The organism is Novosphingobium aureum, from assembly GCF_015865035.1.
Classification (GTDB): domain Bacteria; phylum Pseudomonadota; class Alphaproteobacteria; order Sphingomonadales; family Sphingomonadaceae; genus Novosphingobium; species Novosphingobium aureum.
This window is the reverse complement of record NZ_JADZGI010000001.1, coordinates 1758828-1773295: the sequence shown is the minus strand read 5'-3', so window position 1 is coordinate 1773295 and position 14468 is coordinate 1758828. Positions and strand designations below refer to the sequence as shown.

Genomic DNA, 14468 nt, shown 5'->3' with positions numbered 1-14468 from the left:
GACCTGGTCAGTCGACCTTCTTCATGATCAGGCTGGCATTGGTGCCGCCGAATCCGAAGCTGTTGTTGAGCACCGCGCGCACCTCGCGCTTGCGCGCGACCTTGGGCACGAGGTCGACGCCCTCGCAACCCTCGGAAGGATTGTCGAGGTTGAGCGTCGGCGGAACGATCTGGTCGCGCATCGCGAGGATGCAGAAGATCGATTCGACAGCGCCCGCACCACCCAGAAGGTGGCCGATAGCCGACTTGGTCGAGCTCATCGAAACGCCGTCCATGGCCTCGCCGAACAGACGGCGCACGGCGCCCAGCTCGATGGTGTCGGCCATGGTCGAGGTGCCGTGGGCATTGATGTAGTCGATGTCCGCCGGCGTCATGCCTGCCTTCTTGAGGGCGGCCGCCATCGAGCGATAGGCACCGTCCATCTCCGGATCGGGAGCGGTGACGTGGTAGGCATCGCCAGAAAGGCCGTAGCCGACGACTTCGGCGTAGATCTTCGCGCCGCGCGCCTTGGCGTGCTCGTATTCCTCGAGCACGAGGACGCCCGCGCCCTCGCCCATGACGAAGCCGTCACGATCTGCATCGTAGGGACGGCTCGCCTCTTCGGGGCGATCGTTGAAGGTGCAGTTGAGCGCGCGTGCCTGTGCGAAACCGGCGATGCCGATCGGGCAGATGGTGCTTTCCGCGCCGCCCGCCAGCATGATGTCAGCATCGTCGTCCTTGATCATGCGCGCAGCGTCGCCGATCGAGTGGGCGCCGGTCGAGCAGGCAGTGACGACCGCATGGTTCGGCCCCTTGAGGCCGTACTTGATCGAGACCTGACCCGAGATCAGGTTGATCAGACGACCATGGACGAAGTGCGGCGAGACGCGGCCCGGGCCACGTTCTGCCAGCACCAGCGATTCGCTCTCGATGCCCGGCAACCCGCCGATGCCCGAGCCGATCGAACAGCCCGCGCGCAGCTTGGTGGCCTCGTCCATGTCGACGAGCCCGGCATCCTCGAGCGCCTGTCCTGCGGCATCGATGCCGAAGACGATGAAGGGATCGACCTGGCGCTGGATCTTGTGGTCGACGCGCTTGCCGGCATCGAAACCGTACTCGTGATCGGCGGGCTTGACCTCGCAGGCGATCTGGCACTTCTGATCCGAGGCATCGAACTTTGTGATCGGCCCTGCCCCGCTCTTGCTGGCGAGGATGTTCTTCCAGGTCGTTTCCACGTCTCCGCCCAGCGGGGTGACGAGACCAAGTCCGGTTACGACGACACGACGCATTATGTTCTCCGAAACGGCAACAGGCCCGCCCCCTTAGAGGTCGAGCCTGTCAATTTCAATCCTGCTCCCGCACCTTCGCGGGCAACCGGTGGCTGCCTGCGAAGGCCCGCGGGAGGCCCGGATCAGCCCTTGTTCTCGTCGATGTACTTGATCGCGTCCGAGACGGTGCTGATCTTCTCAGCCGCGTCGTCGGGGATCTCGACGCCGAACTCTTCCTCGAAGGCCATGACCAGCTCGACGATGTCGAGCGAGTCTGCGCCCAGATCGTCGATGAAGCTTGCATCTTCGGTGACCTTGTCGGCTTCGACGCCGAGGTGCTCGACGACGATCTTCTTAACCCGATCGGCGGTATCGCTCATTTGTATAGACCCCTTCAGAAAGCGGAGGATTAATCTTGTCGCTTGTCGCCCTAGTGCGAAGGGCGCTGGCAGGCAAGTGCCGCCACAAGCATGGGCCTCGCACTTGTCCCAAGTCCGCGGGCATTGCAAGGGGCAATCCCCCACGAACCCCGGAAAAACGCGCTTTAATGAACGATCCTGCGCACAACGCCATCGCGATCACGATGCTGCACCGCAAGATCGCCCGGCCTTGCGCTCAGCCCGGGACGGCCTGTCCCGACAGGACCGGCGCAGGAACAGGTACGAGCGCGGGTTCGAGCTCGGATTCTGGTTCAGGTCCGGCACTAGGAGCAGCGGCAGGCATCCGGCGCCTGCGCGCCTTGCGCCGCCAGACGTTGAGCGGCTCGTCGACATAGATGCCCAGCAGGTAGGATAGGCCGACGATGATCGCGCCGCCTGCGAGCAACACGGCATAAAAGGCCACGCCCGAGCCGATCTGCACGCGCGCGAGCAGATGCTCGCCAAGCGTGAGCATGCCGCCCTGCACGAGGTAGAGGGGATAGGACAAGGCGCCCAAGGCGCGTGAAGCCCTGCCAAAGCCGGTCGAGACCCTCCCCAGCATCAGCAAGGCGGGAAAGGCCAGGCCGACGATCAGGGGATCGCGATAGTGATTGAACAGTTGGGAAATCGTGGTCGATGGCTGTCCAAGCAGGCAGAAAAGCAAGAGCGCCGGCAACCATGCGGGCAATACCGGGACGCGCGCGATCCAGTGCTTTTCGAGACGGAAGAGCAAGACGCCCAGAAAATAGCTGAACACGACGCGCGGCAACCCCAGGTGCACATTGTCGACACCCCAGCCGTAGTTGATCACCCAGTGCCTGTCCGCGATCACCAGCAGTGCGATGAAACTGCCACCCACGATGACGGCGAGCAGCCAGGTTTTCAGCCAGCGATGGAAGATCGCGTGAAACAGGTTGGCGCATAGCTCGAACATGATCGACCACTGCGCAGGATTGTGGACGTATGCCGTACGCGAGGCGGTAAACGGCACGAGCAGGAAGAAAGACACGAGGACCGCGAACCAGCCGACGTCACTCTCGATCCCGAAATACCCGGTCGGCACCGCAATCGACCAGCAAAGCAAACCGAGCAGGCCACCGATGATGATCATCGGATAGAGCCGCTCCAGCCGCTGGAGCATGTACGCCCTCACGCCGAGCCCGGCCTGGAAACGGGCCTCGTAGACGGTCCCGATCACGTATCCGCTGAGAAGGAAGAAGAAGTCTACCGCGAGGTAGCCCCAGATAAATCCGGTTGGCGTCAGGCGGACATGGTGGAGCAAGACCGCGATCGCGGCAATTCCACGAAGCCCATCAAGCGATTCCATGCGAACGGCATCGATGCGCCCCGCAACCGGCTTCGCAGAAATGCACTGATCCAAGCACACCTCCAAGCAATTGCAAGGAGGCGGACCGACCCGCTTCCTCTGGCCACATTTGCACACAGCCAGAAGAAGCAGGCAATAGATTAAACTTCGTTATACTGTCCCATTACTGTTCAACCTGCCCGTTATTGGCCGCCCTGCTTGGGAGGCTCAACAACGCGCAAGTGCAGTTCACGCAGCTGTCGTGCTTCTGCCGGGCTCGGCGCAGACATCAGCAAGTCTTCTGCACGCTGGTTCATCGGGAACAGCGCCACTTCACGCAGGTTGTGCGCACCGCACAGCAGCATCACGATGCGATCGACACCGGCGGCCATGCCACCGTGCGGCGGGGCGCCGTACTGGAATGCGCGGTAGAGGCCGCCGAAGCGCTCCTCGACGTCGGCCTGCGAGAGACCAACCATTTCGAAGGCCTTGACCATGAGCTCGGGGCTCTGGTTACGGATCGAGCCCGAGGCGATCTCGAAGCCGTTGCACACCAGGTCGTACTGGTAGGCCTTGATGGTGAGCGGGTCCTGCCCGGTCAGCGCTTCCATGCCGCCCTGCGGCATCGAGAAGGGATTGTGCGCGAAGTCGACCTTCTTGTTGTCCTCGTCCCACTCGTAGAACGGGAAGTCGACGATCCACGCCAGCTCGAAGCGGTCCTTGTCGATGAGGTCGAGCTGCTCGCCGACGCGGATGCGCGCGAGACCTGCCAGCTTGGCCGCCTGCTCTTCCTTGCCCGCGGCGAAGAACACGCCGTCGTTGGGGCCAAGGCCAAGCGCCTCGATCAACGCCGCGGTCTTTTCCTCGCCGTGGTTCTTGGCAATCGGACCGCCCGGAGCGCCGTCCTTGATGTTGATGTAGCCAAGGCCCGAGAAGCCCTCGCCGCGCGCCCAGTTGTTCATCTCGTCGAAGAACTTGCGGCTGCCCGCGCCAGCGCCGGGAGCCGGGATCGCACGGATCTTGCCGCCATTGGCGACGATGCCCGCAAAGATGCCGAAGCCCGACTCGACGAAGTGCTCGGTCACGTCCTTGATGATCAGCGGGTTGCGCAGGTCAGGCTTGTCCGAACCGTAGTCGAGCATAGCCTGGGCGTGCGGGATGCGGCGAAACTCGCCTGCGGGCGTCACCGGCTTGCCATCGGCGAAATCGGCGAAGACGCTCTGGATGACCGGCTCCATCGTCTCCCAGATCTCTTCCTGGGTGACGAAGCTCATCTCGAGGTCGAGCTGGTAGAACTCGCCGGGCAGACGGTCGGCGCGCGGGTCCTCGTCGCGGAAGCAGGGCGCGATCTGGAAGTAGCGGTCGAAACCGGCGACCATCAGCAGCTGCTTGTACTGCTGGGGCGCCTGCGGCAGCGCGTAGAACTTGCCCGCATGGATGCGGCTGGGCACGAGGAAGTCGCGCGCGCCCTCGGGGCTCGAGGCGGTCAGGATCGGCGTCGCGTACTCGGTGAAGCCGATGTCCTCCATCTTGCGGCGCATGTCCGAGATGATCTTCGTGCGCTTGACGATGTTGGAATGCAGCGTGTCGCGGCGCAGGTCGAGGAAGCGGTACTTGAGGCGGATGTCCTCGGGGTACTCCTGCTCGCCGGCAACCGGCATCGGCAGTTCCTCGGCCTTGGCAAGGACGGTGGCCGAACGGGCATAGACCTCGATCTCGCCGGTCGCGAGGTTCGGGTTCACCGTCGCCTCGGTGCGCGCCTTGACCGAGCCCTCGATGGTCACGACCGATTCAAGTCGCAGCGAATCGAGCAGTTCGAGCCCGGGGCTGTCGCTATCGGCGACGACCTGGGTCATGCCGTAGTGATCGCGCAGGTCGACGAACAGGACGCCGCCATGGTCGCGCTTGCGATGGACCCAGCCCGAGAGACGGACCGTCTGGCCGACCTCGGCTGCCTTGAGAGCGCCGCAGGTGTGGGAACGATAGGGATGAGTCATGGCGGATCGGTGCTTCTTTGTCAGGAAAACTGGATATGGCCGCGTCCCCTAGTCGAGTGTGGCCGCGATTTCCAGCCACCGATTGCACGCGGCTCGCGTCCATCCCCGCAGGAAAACCTTAACGGCCGGGTTAAACCTGCGCCGTAACTCTACGTAAACCAATCGCGACTAGTCCCCGAGAACGGGTGCTAGGAGGGACACATGCTGGCAGATGCCACGGCCGCAAGGCCCGATGACACGCAATTTCTCGAGGCCGTCGAAACCATGCTGCGCGACGGCGATGCCGATACCGCACTGGAGCAGATCCGTGCCCGGCTGGCAGAACATTGCGGCGATGGGCGCCCCCTGCCCGCCAGCGTCCTCGACCTCGACCCGAGCACGATCGACCTTGTCGGCTGGGACCGGCTCGAAGAGGAAATCTCCCAGCTCGACGACTGCGGCGAGCCGGTGACGGCAATCGCCTTCGACCTGGTGCCCACACCGATGGCCGCGGTCGAACCCGCCATCGAGACCAGCTTCTACTTCGACACCGCCTGGCCCTTCTCCGAATGCGACCGCGCGGGACTTCTCGACGGCTACGACGCCAATGGCACCGCCTGGCAGAGCGAACGCGCCGACATCGACGGCGAAATCGTCTCGGTGTCAGGCCTCGAACCGCTCTTCAACGCCATTCGCGCCCTGAGCGGCAAAGGCGATGCACGCTACGCATCGCAACTCGACGAGGACGCGCAAGCCACCGGCGAACACGTCGCACTCGTCGCGGGCGCCTACTTGTGCACGCTGCTTCACATCGCCGTACGCGACAAGGCCCTGCAGTATCCGCTGACGAGCGAATCAATGCCCGGCGGTCTCGCGATCCTGGTGGGCGCGCGCGAGGTCGAACCCGCGCTGCGGGCCCCGGTCGAGGCCTGCTGCAAGGACAGCCATGCCATCGTCGCGGGGCAATCCGGACCCAAGAGCCACGGCGCGATGATGCCGTCGTTCGGTGCGAGCGACGAGCTGCGGCGCAAAGAATGCGACGAGGAACTGCCCGAGACTTCCCTCGACAGCCAGAGCGATACCCTCGAGCTGCACGATACCGCCGTGCAGGCCGATGATAGCGACCACGCGAACGGCCACGAAGTCGCCTTCTTCCGCGCGCCCGGAGAAACGCTCGACGACTTCGCGCAAGAGCAGACCGACATCGGCGAAGAAGAGCCCGCCAGCGAGAGCGTCGCGACCGTTCTCGATGTGCCACGCAAGGGACTGGACGAAGTCTTCGCAGACCCCGCCGACGATCCGGAGAGCTGGCACCTGCCCCCGCCCGACATCCACACCACCGGCACCCAGCTGCGCCGCCGCCTGGTCTCGCAGGACGATATCGAGGAGCTCGAGGCGAGCCGTCCGAGAACATTGCTGCAACGGCTCAAGGCGCGCTTTCAGCCCGCGTGAAACCATTTCGGCGCGGAAACGGTCTCGAATCGTACACTTGATCCCGCAAACGGTGCGCTCGGGCGTTGATCCGCGCTCCGCTTGCGCGTAACGCAGCGTGCAAATGCTTATTCATCCCCTGATCACAAAGACCGAGGACCTCGAGTCCCTGTGCGCCCGTCTCGCGCAATCCGAATTCGTCGCCGTCGACACCGAGTTCATGCGAGAGAACACCTATTGGCCCGAACTGTGCCTCGTGCAGATCGCCAATACCGAGGAAGCCGCGGCGATCGACCCGCTGGCGCCGGGCATCGACCTCACCCCGCTCTACGAGCTGCTCACCAATAACGAGGAGGTCCTCAAGGTCTTCCACGCGGGCGGGCAGGACGTCGAAATCATCTTCAACGCCACCGGCCGCACGCCCCATCCGATCTTCGACACGCAGATCGCGATGATGGCGATCAGCCAGAGCGAGCAGATCGGTTACTCCAATCTAGTCGAGGCGTGGCTCGGCCTGACCATCGACAAGGGTGCGCGCTTCACCGACTGGTCGCGTCGTCCGCTAACCGAACGCCAGATCGAATACGCGATCGGCGACGTCACCCATCTCTCCAAGATCTTCCCCAAGATCCTCAAGCGGCTGATCAAGACGGACCGCGGCGCCTGGCTCAACCAGGAAATGGAAAAACTCGCCGATCCCGAGAACTACCGCAACGATCCGACTCTCGCATGGCGCCGGATCAAGGCGGCGGGCCGCAATCCGGCAGTGCTTGGCCGCCTGAAGGCGATTGCCGAGTGGCGCGAGCTCGAGGCGCAGGGCAAGAACATCCCGCGCGGGCGCATCGCGCGCGACGAGACCATCGCCGACATCGCCAGCCATCCGCCCAAGGCCCAGGCCGACCTCGCCAAGGTGCGCGGCCTCTCGCAAGGGTGGCGCGACAATGACATCGGCAAGCGCCTGATGGCGACCATCGCCAAGTCCGCCCCGTTGCCCGACGACGAGATGCCGCCGCGCAACCACCGCGGCGCACCGCTCGGCAAGGAAGGCGCGCTCGTCGCCGACCTGCTCAAGCTGCTGCTCAAGATCCGTGCGCGCGAAATCGACGTCGCCGCGCGCCTGCTCACCCGCAGCGACGAACTCGAACAGCTCGCCGCGGGCGTGCGCCGCGACCTGCCGATCCTCGAGGGCTGGCGCTTCGAGATCTTCGGCAAGGACGCACTCGAACTGGTCGAGGGTCGGCTTGCCTTCGCGGTCGAGAATGGCCGCCTCAAGATGACCCGGGTCAGCGCCGACAGCGACGTCTTCGCCGATACCCCGGCGGAACTCGACGACAGCGCGGCTGTCGGTTCGGACGACGGCGCCGAAACCACCGCATGACGATCTACCAGCCGACGCTCAAGCAGCTGCAATACCTCGTCGCGCTGCACGAGCACGGCCATTTCGGGCGCGCCGCCGAGGCCTGCTTCGTCTCGCAGTCGACCCTCTCGGCGGGTCTTCGCGACCTTGAGACGCTGCTCGACGTGACGCTGGTCGAACGCACCAAGCGCGCGGTGCGCTTCACCCCGCTCGGCAATGCCGTGGTGGAAAAGGCGCACCGCATCCTGCGCGAGACCGAGGAACTCTCCGACCTCGTCCAGTCGAGCGGCAAGCCGCTCTCGGGCGAAGTGCGCATGAGCGTGATCCCGACGATCGCCCCGTTCCTGCTTCCGCGCATGCTGCCGCGCCTGCGCCGCGAGCGGCCCAACCTCAAGCTGTTCCTGCGCGAGGAGCCCAGCCAGCACGCGATCGAATCGCTGCACCACGGCCGCGCCGACTGCGTCCTGCTCGCCCTGCCCTACGCGACCGGCGAAGTGGAGAAGGAGACGATCGAGCTCGACGCCTTCTTCGTCGCCTTCCCCGCTGACGATCCGCGCGATCCCCCCGCCGAAGTCGGGCCCGACATCATCGACGAGCACCGCCTGCTCCTGCTCGAGGACGGGCACTGCCTCAAGGACCACGCGCTGGCCGCCTGCAACCGCTCCGAACTGCGCGCCTCGGCGACGATGATCGGCACCTCGCTGCACACGCTGGTGCAGATGGTCGACAATGGCCTTGGCCTGACCATGCTGCCCGAAATGGCGCTCGATGCGGGCATCCTCAACGGTACCAACGTCGTCGCACGCCCGCTGATCTCGCCCAACGCCAACCGCGAGATCGCGCTGGTCTGGCGCAAGAACTCGCCGCGCTCGGACGAATTCCGCATGCTCGCCGACGAACTGCGCGCGGGCTAGGCCCCTTGGCCTAGAGCCTGCGCGCGGAGCGCAGGCTGAGCGGCTGCAGGGCAAGTCCGGCAAGGCTCACCGCGAGACCCAGCGCGCTGACCCCGGTCCAACCGTAGAGGTGCCATGCCGCGGTCGCGCCTGCCGAGGCGAGGCCTCCGGCGACGAACATGCTGGTCATGTAGACGGTGTTGATGCGCGAGCGTGCCTCGGGGCGCAGCGCGTAGATGATGCTCTGGTTCGAGACCTGACTGCCCTGCACCGCGAAGTCGAGCAGCAGCACGCCGACCACCAGTCCGGCAATCGAAGCCCACAGGCCGAAGACCACCCACGACGCAAGAGTGACCACCGCGGCGGCGGCTACCACGCGGCGCGGTCCCCCGGCATCGGCGACGCGCCCCGCGATGGGCGCCGCGAGCACGCCGACGACGCCGAGCACGCCGAACAGTCCCGCGACCTGAGGACCCAGCTCGAAACGCGCCTCGAGCCGGAGCGAAAGCACCGTCCAGAACACCGAGAAGGCCGCGAACTGGCACGACTGTATCCAGGTGGCGATGCGCAATTGCGGAAACTCGCGCCACAACCCCCGCAGCGAGCGCAGCAGGCCCATGTAGCTGTGCCCGGTCCGCTCGGGCGCACTGCGCGGCAGCCTGAGCGCTGCGAGCAAGGCGGTGAGCAGCGCCAACGGCACCGCCAGCCAGAACATCGCGCGCCAGCCCCAGTGCTCGGCGACGACACCCGCGACCGTGCGGCTGAGCAGGATGCCGCAAAGCAGCCCGGCCATGACCGTGCCGACGATCCCCCCGCGCTTGTCGGGCGGCGCCAGGTTCGCGGCGAGCGGAATGATCTGCTGCGCCACCGCGCCCATCAGCCCGACCAGCAGCGAGGCCGCTACGATCAGCGCGCCGGTCGGTGCCAGCGCGACCGCGGCAAGCGCCACCGCGAGGCCCAGACACTGCGCGACGATGAGACCGCGCCGCTCGACGAGATCGCCCAGCGGCACGAGAAACAGCAGGCCGATCGCGTAGCCGATCTGCGTCGCGGTCGGGACGTAAGTCACCAGCTCGCCCGCAACGTCGGCGTGCATGCGCTCGAGCATCGGCTGGTTGTAGTAGATGTTGGCGACGGTGAGCCCTGCCGCAACGGCCATCGCCATGACCACCCCGCGCCCGAGAAGGTCCGCGGCAGGTGGAGAGGCTTGGCGGGTTGCGGCGCTGCTGATGATCGTCTCCATCACGGCTTCACTAACGAGGCCGGTTCAAGGCCTTTTCCTGCAGATAGTCGCGCAAGGCTCATGCCACGAATGCAACGAGCGCAAGCAAATGCGCGCACCGTGCATCACCGCAGGTCCAAAGACGCAGCGCGGCGCGCTCAGTCCATGTGCTTGAGGCCGACGCGAAGGTAGTCCCAGCCGGTGATCAGCGTGAGAACCGCCGCAGCCCACAGCGTGGTCAGGCCGACCGTGTGCGGGATGTTGATCTCGATCGCGCCGAAGGGCGTGTTCCACCAGGGCATCGCCCGCCCGAGGATCAGGGCACCGAGCGAGACCATCTGGAAGGTGGTCTTCCACTTGGCGAGCTTGGAGACGGGGATCGAGACTCGCAACGGCCCAAGGAATTCGCGCAGGCCCGAGACCGCGATCTCGCGCACGAGAATGATCAGACCGGCGATAACGTGCATGTCGCCTACGTAGGGCCCGCGGAGGATACCCTGCGCGGTGAGCACCAGGATCACCGCCGCGACCATGATCTTGTCGGCAATCGGATCGAGGAAAATGCCAAGTTTCGAGACAGTTCCACTCGAGCGCGCGAGGTACCCGTCGAAGTAGTCGGTGATCCCCATCAGGCAGTAGAGACCGAAGGCCAGTCCATAGCCGAACTCCCAGTTCGGCCACCACAGCAGGAACGCCAGAAGCGGTACCGTGAAAATTCGCGAAAGGGTGAGGATGTTCGGCAAGGTCAGCATGTGCCTTGCCCATAGCCGCGAAGACGGGTCGGAATAAAGTCCAGATGAGGGCTTGTGCCCTCCGCCCGGCGCATTAATGGTCCGCGCGACCCGTGAGCGAGGACCGCAACGCGCTTTTTCCATGACGCAATCGACAAAACTGATCCGTTCGCGGCGCTTCCTGCCCCTTTTCGTGACCCAGCTTCTCGGCGCGTTCAACGACAACCTGTTCAAGAACGCGATGGTCCTCTTCGTGGTCTATTCGGTCTACAATTCGGAGGCCGCCGAGGCCCGCTTCAGCGCGCTGGCCTCGCTGATCTTCGTTGCCCCCTTCTTCCTGTTCTCCGCACTCGCCGGACAGCTCGCCGACATGCGCGACAAGGCCGCGATCATCCGCGTGATCAAGCTGTGCGAGATCGCGATCATGCTCGTCGGCGGGCTCGGGCTCGCGATGGCGTGGAAAGGCATCGCGCTGCACACGGTCGCGATCCCGCTGCTGCTGCTCGCGGTCTTCGCGATGGGCGTGCACTCGACCTTCTTCGGGCCGATCAAGTACGCGATCCTGCCCCAGCACCTCGAGGACGACGAAGTGCTCGCCGGTACCGGGCTCGTCGAGGCGGGGACCTATATTGCGGTTCTGGCCGGCACCATCGTCGCAGGCTGGATCAGCGTCGATGCCGCAGCAATCGGCGTCATCGTCGTCGCGGTGATCGGCTATGTCTCGGGCCGCAGCGTGCCTGCCGCACCGCCCATGGGCAAGGTCGAGCCGCTCGACAAGCACCTGCTGCGCGCCCCGGTGCGGCTGGTGCGCGCAACGATGAAGGACAAGCGCATATTCCTCGCGGTTGGCTCGATCAGCTTCTTCTGGGCGATCGGCACGATCCTGTTCATCCAGTTCCCGCCGCTCGCCAAGAACATCCTGCTCGCCGCCAAGGAAGTGGCGAGCCTGTTCCTCGTGATCTTCTCGATCGGCGTCGCGATCGGCTCGGTCGTGATCAATGCCCTGCTCAAGGGCAAGGTCTCGGCGCGCTACTCGCCGGTCTCGGTGATCGCGATGGGCCTGTTCCTGCTCGCCTTCGAGCTCGTCTGCGAGAACTGGCCGCCATATTCGGGGCCCAAGGAGCTGATGGACGTCGCGACCTTCATGGTCCAGCCGATGGCGATCCCGCTGATGCTCACGCTGCTGGGCGTGGCGGTTGCGGGGGGCATGTTCGTGGTGCCGCTCTATGCCTTTCTCACCACTTTCGTCGAGAAGTCGCAGACCGCGCGCACGATTGCAGCGAATAACATCGTCAATTCGGGCGCAATGGTGGTGGGCGCAGGCGTCGCCATGGCGCTCAGCCAGTTCGGCATGCCGCTCGTCAAGCAGTTGCTGGTCGTTGCGGGTAGCTGCCTCGCATCGGCATGGCTGGGATACCGCCTCTACCGTGCCGAGAAGCTGGCAGGCTGAACGACGTCCCCCGACTGCATCTGCCGCGCCCACAAAAAAGGGGAGCCAAGTGCTCCCCTTTCTCGTCTCTGCAGTCGACGCCGCGATCACATGATGAAAGTCAGGATGGCCACGAGACAGGCGCTGTAGCTCGTCGCGAAACTCTTCCAGTCGCCACCACTCATCTTCCAGGCCTGTGCCGCCTTCGTATCGGCGAGCGCGGCGCCTGCGACGGCCTCGCGCTCGGCGCTAGAGACATGCAGGACATGGGCCGGGAGCGAACGACGCAACCAGTGGCCGGCGGATTCGTTGCTAAGAACGAGTGCTCTGCGCTTCATCTTCCTCATGCCTCCGACGTTAAGTGATTATTTACCACTCAACCAGCCGGATCTCAGGGAGTTCCCATAGTGGGACGTGAAGGTGATTCGATGGGGCGAAGGCCTCGCTCCAGACAGTGCGCCGAGCGCCAGCACCGACCACAAAAAAGGGCCGCCATAAGGCAGCCCTTCTGTCGTGTTCCGGCAGTCACAAGGTACCGCCGAAGCAATGTGTGTGGTCAGACCTTGTCGCCGAGAGCGCCCTTGACCTTGCCCATGCCCTGCTGAGCTTCGCCCTTGCGTTCCTGAGCAATGCCTTCGGCCTTCTGCTCGGGATCGTTGCGCGCATCGCCGAGTGCCTGCTTGACGTTGCCAGCGGCTTCGTTGCTGAGGCCCTTCACCTTGTCCTTGAGCTCACCCATGATGATATCTCCTTGATTTCTTTGTTAAACGCGGTGTCGAAATCATCGCGCCTTCACAAGAACCAACGTAGAACACCGGGAAAAAGTTGCAGCACCGCACCGTCGCGCGGCAAGCTGTGCCACCCCAGCGACGAAACCGGCAGCACTGCTGCCTTTTGAACTCAGCCGCCCGCCATCTCGATGATGCGGGCCCATTCCTCGGGCCTGATCTCTGCCACCGAGAGGCGCGACTGTTTCACGATCTCGATATCGGCGAGCGCGGGATCGGCCTTGATCTGCTTGAGCGTGACCGCCCGCTTGAGCTTGCGCACCGGCGTGACCTTGACCGCGGCCCACTTGCCCTCGGGGTCGGTCGGGTCGATCAGCCCCGCCTCGCTCACTTCCATGATGCCGACGACCGCAAGGCCGATGTTCGAGTGGTAGAAGAACGCCTCGTCGCCCACCTCCATCGCGCGCAGGTTGTTGGCGGCCCGGTGATTGCGCACGCCGTCCCAGGTGCCCTCGCCCTGCTTGACCAGATCGTCCCAGCCGTAGGCGTCGGGTTCGGATTTCATCAGCCAGTAGCGCTTTGCCATTGTTCACCTTTGCAATTCGGCATCATTGGGTTTCGACTGGAGAGCCAAAAGCCTCTATGGGGGGCGCATAAACGATTCAGTACGGAATGCATCAAAGATGGCTCAAGACCAGATCGACCTGGCCCGGATTCCCGTTCTCTCGCTCGAGGACGACCGCGCCGACCTCCCCGCCCGCATCGGCGAGAGCTTTCGCACATTCGGCTTCGCGATGGTGCGCGACCACGGCATCGACCAGGCGCTGATCGATCGCGCCTGGGAACTCACCCGCGCTTTCTTCGAGCTGCCGGTCGAGACCAAGATGCACTACCACCTCGCGGGTAAGGGCGGTGCGCGCGGCTACACCCCGTTCAAGACCGAAGTCGCCAAGGGCGCGACCGAGAAGGACCTCAAGGAATTCTGGCACGTCGGCCGCGACCTGCCCGAAGGCTCGCCGCTCGCCGAGTCCATGGCCCCCAACGTCTGGCCTGCCGAGATCGAGGGCTTCGAGGAAACCTTCAAGCAGCTCTATCGCCGCTTCGACGAAGTCGGCGCGCAGATTCTCTCGGCAATCGCCATCGACCTCGGCCTCGATGAAAAGTGGTTCGATCCCGCGATCGAGGACGGCAACTCGGTCCTGCGCCTGCTGCACTATCCCCCGGTCGGCGAAGGCGCGGGCGGCGCGATCCGTGCCGGTGCGCACGAGGACATCAACCTCATCACCCTGCTGCTCGGCGCGGAAGAGGCAGGCCTCGAACTGCTCGGCAAGAACGGCGAATGGCTCTCGGTCGCTCCGCCCGAAGGCGCGCTGGTGATCAACATCGGCGACATGCTGCAACGCCTGAGCAACCACGTGCTGCCCTCGACCACGCACCGTGTGCGCAATCCCGAAGGCGCACGCGCCGGTTTCAGCCGCTACTCGATGCCGTTTTTCCTGCACCTGCGCTCGGACTTCCCCTTCGTCACGCTGCCGCAGTGCATCTCCGAGGAGAACCCGGACCGCTACCCGGTCTCGATCACCGCGGACGACTATCTCAACGAGCGCCTGCGCGAGATTGGCCTTATCGCCTGATCCAGCCGAACTCCGGCCTGTTCGAATGCGATGCGGGAGGGTGCAGCGATGTGCCCTCCCGTTGGCGTTTGTGGGCCCCGGGATAGTATCTAGGGT

The 14468-nt window shown here is 64.7% G+C and carries 14 protein-coding genes; 5 read left to right on the top strand and 9 right to left on the bottom strand.

The features are described from left to right. Positions 1 to 7: 7 nt before the first annotated feature. From fabF to aspS, 4 genes are all read right to left on the bottom strand, one after another. Complete coding sequence (gene fabF / locus I5E68_RS08415; protein ID WP_197162873.1) at positions 8 to 1267, bottom strand: beta-ketoacyl-ACP synthase II; 1260 nt, start codon at positions 1265 to 1267, stop codon at positions 8 to 10. Between the two features lie 122 nt (positions 1268 to 1389). Further along, positions 1390 to 1626: an acyl carrier protein gene (locus tag I5E68_RS08410; RefSeq protein ID WP_028657713.1), complete on the bottom strand. Its 237-nt coding sequence runs from the start codon at positions 1624 to 1626 to the stop codon at positions 1390 to 1392. Positions 1627 to 1861: 235 nt separating this feature from the next. Further along, positions 1862 to 2992, bottom strand: coding sequence for an acyltransferase family protein (locus I5E68_RS08405; protein WP_197162872.1), 1131 nt, complete (start codon positions 2990 to 2992; stop codon positions 1862 to 1864). 182 nt (positions 2993 to 3174) lie between these two features. Next, positions 3175 to 4968 carry an aspartate--tRNA ligase gene (gene aspS / locus I5E68_RS08400; protein ID WP_197162871.1) on the bottom strand — a complete coding sequence of 598 codons (1794 nt, stop codon included), beginning with the start codon at positions 4966 to 4968 and terminating at the stop codon, positions 3175 to 3177. 201 nt (positions 4969 to 5169) lie between these two features. Here aspS and I5E68_RS08395 point away from each other — a divergent pair, with 201 nt between their 5' ends. From I5E68_RS08395 to I5E68_RS08385, 3 genes are all read left to right on the top strand, one after another. Beyond that, on the top strand, positions 5170 to 6399 hold the full coding sequence (locus I5E68_RS08395) for a hypothetical protein (protein ID WP_197162870.1): 1230 nt from the start codon (positions 5170 to 5172) through the stop codon (positions 6397 to 6399). A gap of 103 nt (positions 6400 to 6502) precedes the next feature. After that, positions 6503 to 7756, top strand: a complete 1254-nt coding sequence (rnd, locus tag I5E68_RS08390) for a ribonuclease D (RefSeq protein ID WP_197162868.1) — start codon at positions 6503 to 6505, stop codon at positions 7754 to 7756. After that, the gene (locus tag I5E68_RS08385; protein WP_197162866.1) at positions 7753 to 8649 is read left to right on the top strand and encodes a hydrogen peroxide-inducible genes activator; all 897 of its coding nucleotides are present in this window, start codon (positions 7753 to 7755) and stop codon (positions 8647 to 8649) included. Before rnd ends, I5E68_RS08385 begins: the two co-directional genes overlap by 4 nt. A 10-nt stretch (positions 8650 to 8659) precedes the next feature. On the opposite strand, the gene I5E68_RS08380 is transcribed toward I5E68_RS08385, so the two are convergent. Together I5E68_RS08380 and pgsA are read right to left on the bottom strand one after the other, a co-directional pair. Further along, positions 8660 to 9871, bottom strand: a complete 1212-nt coding sequence (locus tag I5E68_RS08380) for an MFS transporter (protein WP_228726889.1) — start codon at positions 9869 to 9871, stop codon at positions 8660 to 8662. Positions 9872 to 10008: 137 nt separating this feature from the next. Further along, positions 10009 to 10602, bottom strand: a complete 594-nt coding sequence (pgsA, locus tag I5E68_RS08375; protein WP_197162864.1) for a CDP-diacylglycerol--glycerol-3-phosphate 3-phosphatidyltransferase — start codon at positions 10600 to 10602, stop codon at positions 10009 to 10011. 121 nt (positions 10603 to 10723) lie between these two features. Here pgsA and I5E68_RS08370 point away from each other — a divergent pair, with 121 nt between their 5' ends. Continuing rightward, on the top strand, positions 10724 to 12031 hold the full coding sequence (locus I5E68_RS08370) for an MFS transporter (protein WP_197162862.1): 1308 nt from the start codon (positions 10724 to 10726) through the stop codon (positions 12029 to 12031). Between the two features lie 86 nt (positions 12032 to 12117). On the opposite strand, the gene I5E68_RS08365 is transcribed toward I5E68_RS08370, so the two are convergent. From I5E68_RS08365 to I5E68_RS08355, 3 genes are all read right to left on the bottom strand, one after another. Then, entirely contained in the window at positions 12118 to 12348 is a 231-nt protein-coding gene (locus I5E68_RS08365) for a hypothetical protein (protein WP_228726888.1), read from the bottom strand. A 218-nt stretch (positions 12349 to 12566) separates the two neighbouring features. After that, positions 12567 to 12749 (bottom strand): CsbD family protein, encoded by a 183-nt coding sequence (locus I5E68_RS08360; RefSeq protein WP_197162857.1) that lies wholly within the window; start codon positions 12747 to 12749, stop codon positions 12567 to 12569. Between the two features lie 161 nt (positions 12750 to 12910). Then, the gene (locus tag I5E68_RS08355; protein WP_197162854.1) at positions 12911 to 13324 is read right to left on the bottom strand and encodes an EVE domain-containing protein; all 414 of its coding nucleotides are present in this window, start codon (positions 13322 to 13324) and stop codon (positions 12911 to 12913) included. A gap of 97 nt (positions 13325 to 13421) precedes the next feature. Between I5E68_RS08355 and I5E68_RS08350 the strand changes: the two genes are divergently transcribed. Next, positions 13422 to 14372 (top strand): isopenicillin N synthase family dioxygenase, encoded by a 951-nt coding sequence (locus I5E68_RS08350; RefSeq protein WP_228726887.1) that lies wholly within the window; start codon positions 13422 to 13424, stop codon positions 14370 to 14372. The last annotated feature ends 96 nt before the right edge of the window (positions 14373 to 14468 follow it).

Bases quoted from the DNA above. Each gene is read 5' to 3' on its own strand.
- I5E68_RS08350 (WP_228726887.1), top strand. From the start codon at position 13,422: ATGGCTCAAGACCAGATCGACCTGGCCCGGATTCCCGTTCTCTCGCTC.
- fabF (WP_197162873.1), bottom strand. From the start codon at position 1,267: ATGCGTCGTGTCGTCGTAACCGGACTTGGTCTCGTCACCCCGCTGGGC.
- I5E68_RS08355 (WP_197162854.1), bottom strand. From the start codon at position 13,324: ATGGCAAAGCGCTACTGGCTGATGAAATCCGAACCCGACGCCTACGGC.
- rnd (WP_197162868.1), top strand. From the start codon at position 6,503: ATGCTTATTCATCCCCTGATCACAAAGACCGAGGACCTCGAGTCCCTG.
- I5E68_RS08370 (WP_197162862.1), top strand. From the start codon at position 10,724: ATGACGCAATCGACAAAACTGATCCGTTCGCGGCGCTTCCTGCCCCTT.
- I5E68_RS08405 (WP_197162872.1), bottom strand. From the start codon at position 2,992: ATGGAATCGCTTGATGGGCTTCGTGGAATTGCCGCGATCGCGGTCTTG.
- I5E68_RS08360 (WP_197162857.1), bottom strand. From the start codon at position 12,749: ATGGGTGAGCTCAAGGACAAGGTGAAGGGCCTCAGCAACGAAGCCGCT.
- I5E68_RS08380 (WP_228726889.1), bottom strand. From the start codon at position 9,871: ATGGAGACGATCATCAGCAGCGCCGCAACCCGCCAAGCCTCTCCACCT.
- I5E68_RS08395 (WP_197162870.1), top strand. From the start codon at position 5,170: ATGCTGGCAGATGCCACGGCCGCAAGGCCCGATGACACGCAATTTCTC.
- I5E68_RS08410 (WP_028657713.1), bottom strand. From the start codon at position 1,626: ATGAGCGATACCGCCGATCGGGTTAAGAAGATCGTCGTCGAGCACCTC.
- pgsA (WP_197162864.1), bottom strand. From the start codon at position 10,602: ATGCTGACCTTGCCGAACATCCTCACCCTTTCGCGAATTTTCACGGTA.
- aspS (WP_197162871.1), bottom strand. From the start codon at position 4,968: ATGACTCATCCCTATCGTTCCCACACCTGCGGCGCTCTCAAGGCAGCC.
- I5E68_RS08385 (WP_197162866.1), top strand. From the start codon at position 7,753: ATGACGATCTACCAGCCGACGCTCAAGCAGCTGCAATACCTCGTCGCG.
- I5E68_RS08365 (WP_228726888.1), bottom strand. From the start codon at position 12,348: ATGAAGCGCAGAGCACTCGTTCTTAGCAACGAATCCGCCGGCCACTGG.